Annotated in this window: 4 protein-coding genes; all 4 read right to left on the minus strand. The window is 29.0% G+C overall.

Features of this window, described 5'->3' with window-relative positions; all coding sequences use genetic code 11:
- Window position 1: 1 nt before the first annotated feature.
- Window positions 2-232: a hypothetical protein gene (locus GFV01_RS09970; protein WP_160567181.1), complete on the minus strand. Its 231-nt coding sequence runs from the start codon at window positions 230-232 to the stop codon at window positions 2-4.
- Between the two features lie 106 nt (window positions 233-338).
- Window positions 339-1,583, minus strand: coding sequence for a hypothetical protein (locus tag GFV01_RS09975; protein ID WP_160567184.1), 1,245 nt, complete (start codon window positions 1,581-1,583; stop codon window positions 339-341).
- A gap of 9 nt (window positions 1,584-1,592) precedes the next feature.
- Window positions 1,593-2,357 (minus strand): CHAP domain-containing protein, encoded by a 765-nt coding sequence (locus GFV01_RS09980; RefSeq protein WP_160567187.1) that lies wholly within the window; start codon window positions 2,355-2,357, stop codon window positions 1,593-1,595.
- Between the two features lie 246 nt (window positions 2,358-2,603).
- The coding region (locus tag GFV01_RS09985; protein WP_160567190.1) for a hypothetical protein at window positions 2,604-2,947 on the minus strand (344 nt) is incomplete at its 5' end.

Raw genomic sequence — 2,947 nt, forward strand, 5'->3', positions numbered from 1 at the left:
CTTAAAATCTCCAGCCGTCTTCTCCTCCTTTATTTCCTAATTCCTTACGATTGCCGTATGCTATTTCTGCTATTTTTCTTTGATTAGCCGGGTGCTGAGCCGTCCTTCCATATTGATAGGCTAATTCATTAGGAGGCCCCTCTAATTTTCCTGTGCTGCTGAAGTTAATAAAATGTTTGGGTAAATCTTCCGCAGCATAATTTAAACTTTCACCTTCCAAGGCTCCTTTCAAATCTAAGCCTGATTCTTCTCGAGATTGTGCAAAAAAATGTGCTTTTCGAGCACAAGTGACTATGTTAAATTTATCTTTATTTTAAATTTTATTTAAAAAGGGATTATTATTTTATCGGTCTCGCTTTATGCTTATAATCTAAAGGTTGTGGTTCATCATTTAAATAATTTTCATAACCTTCAAATATATTTTCTTCTTTTTTCGCTGCTTCATACCACTCTTTAAATTTGGGTAAACCGTAATAATTATTCTTTTTAAATTCCTTATCATAAGTTCCATCATCCATAAAATTCCAAAAATACCCCATAAACATATGATTATAATCGTAATGTTTATCGTATTTATATTGTTCTCCCCAAGTTAATAGATAGGCTGCTATTTTTGCTATTTGTGCATCACTTAATTCTTTGTTAGCATTTAGATGTTCTATATTTGAAAGATATTCAGCTACATACATAATATATAAATTTTCATTTGGAGTGGACATTTCTTTTAGAATATCTAAGGTATTTTGATGAACTCGTATTTCTCCATTACAATCTTTAGTCCACAATAGTTTTCCCAATTCCTCCAAATCATCGTCTTTAGCATAGGTATGAAAAAATGGAAGATGGGTGTTTTCAAGTGCCCACTTCAATAGTCTTTTATCTTCCGTATAACCAAAGTCTGTTACCAAACTGCGCATAAAAAATTCATCATGCGTAATCAGCCATGGGAACTGACTTTTATCGTCAGTAAATAAGTATTTGTTTCGGGAGATTATTTCTTGTGGTAATTTTATTTTATACGAATTATCGGGATTAATTTGGATTAAATCTTTTAATAGATTCATATTCATATACATATGTTTATTCAAGACAAAAAACATATTATTAGTAATAATTGGCAAGTCAAATTGATTGTATTCCAAAGTTTCTTTTTTTCCATCCATCATTGAACCATAATAAACGATATAATCATCTCCTTTATTTATTCTAATGCATGTCGCATTTAAATCTATATTAAATATTAATTTTAACTTGTCTAAGAATTTTTCCTTAGATATATCTTTATAACCATTTTGTTTTAATCCAATATATATTAACTGACTTTCTATTATAAAATCTTTATAGTTCATTTCATACGGATCATCAAACTCTAATTCATCCGATTCTATTCTTTTTTGTAATTCTATATGCTTTTTAATTTCTTCTATATTCAACATAGTATCCGATTTTTTTAAAGTAAGGGTATCAATAGATTGAATTTCTTTTTTGTTTTTTTGTACTGTTTCGTTTTTCGGGGTTTCCTGACAAGAAATAGTTAAAATATTTCCCAGTAGAAATAATATATTTATTATCTGTTTTTTCATAAGTTATAATTAATTTGTTTTTCCTGTTGATGGTTCTGCTATAATTCCGAATTTTATATTTAATGCATCTGCACTTTCATATATATCATTATCCGTTAATTTGTCTTGATCTTTTATCTCATAGTCTTTAGGAACATAAAATCCATGAATTTTTTTAACATTTCCTATCATCTCTCCATAGGAATCGAATCGTATTGTATCATCTTGATTCCCTCCTAATAAAATATATCTTCCATCTTTCGTTTTGCCCATTAAAAATCCCGTATGCCCATTAGAGCCATTGGAATGTTTGTATACAACCAAACAACCATAAATAGGTTCAGATATTTGCTTATAATTATTTTTTGTTGCATCTTTTGTAGGAGCTAAAGAGGCTGCTGATTTTGCATGGTTATATGGCATATTTGTCTTAGGATTTATAGTCTGTCCTATTACCCAATTCATAAAAGCGGCACACCAAGGACCCTTTTCCCCATCCTTAGGATCGTTAAAATTATCACAATATCTAAGATACTTTTTAGCATTTGAGTACATGGGCTCTTTACCTTCTTTACAACCTTTCATTTCTTTAGCTATACTTTCTGCAAGTTCCATCCACGGTGCTCTTCCTTTGTTGTTTATAAACTCCAACTCTTTATTCCCTTTACAAATGGCTTTGTCGTATTTAAACCATGTTTTTAACTTTCTAAGCCCTTCTTTGCGCTTATCCCATCCATGCGGATCGGGTTTATCTTTATGACCTGGCGAATATCCGTTAAGTATTTTAGATTGCAACCTAAAATAATTTTCCTCCTCTGAATTAATATTTATAAAGATATTATTAGAGATTATTTTTGGATTTTATAATAAACTCTATATTTAAAAAATTGGTTATAACAGCATAAATGTCGTATAGACATAGAATTTTATTTTAATATATATAATAGTTCAATTTAAACTGTAATGTGTTTTTATTTTACATGATCATCTTCTTTTATACATTGTTTGTTGAATTAAACCTGTTATATTTAAATATATTTTTTATTTTATTGGTTCTGCTATACGCCTGTAATCATAAGGGTTTGGATCATCTTCCATTCCTTCTCCTCCATTAAAATAATCTTTTTCTTTCTTTGCTGCTTCATACCATTCTTTAAATTTAGGTAAACCGTAATAATTATTCTTTTTAAATTCTTTTTCGTAAGCCTCTCTTTCAAAATGATAGTAATAGAATCTGGTCATAAACATTTGATTATAATCATAATGTTTATCGTATTTATATTGCTCTCCCCAATACAATAAATGAGCTGCTATTTTTGCTTTTTGTTCTATTGTCAATTTTTCTTCTTTAATTGCAAAGGATGCCATATAATTTGATAAATACT

Origin of the sequence: Apibacter sp. B2912, from assembly GCF_009827835.1 — a bacterium.
GTDB lineage: Bacteria > Bacteroidota > Bacteroidia > Flavobacteriales > Weeksellaceae > Apibacter.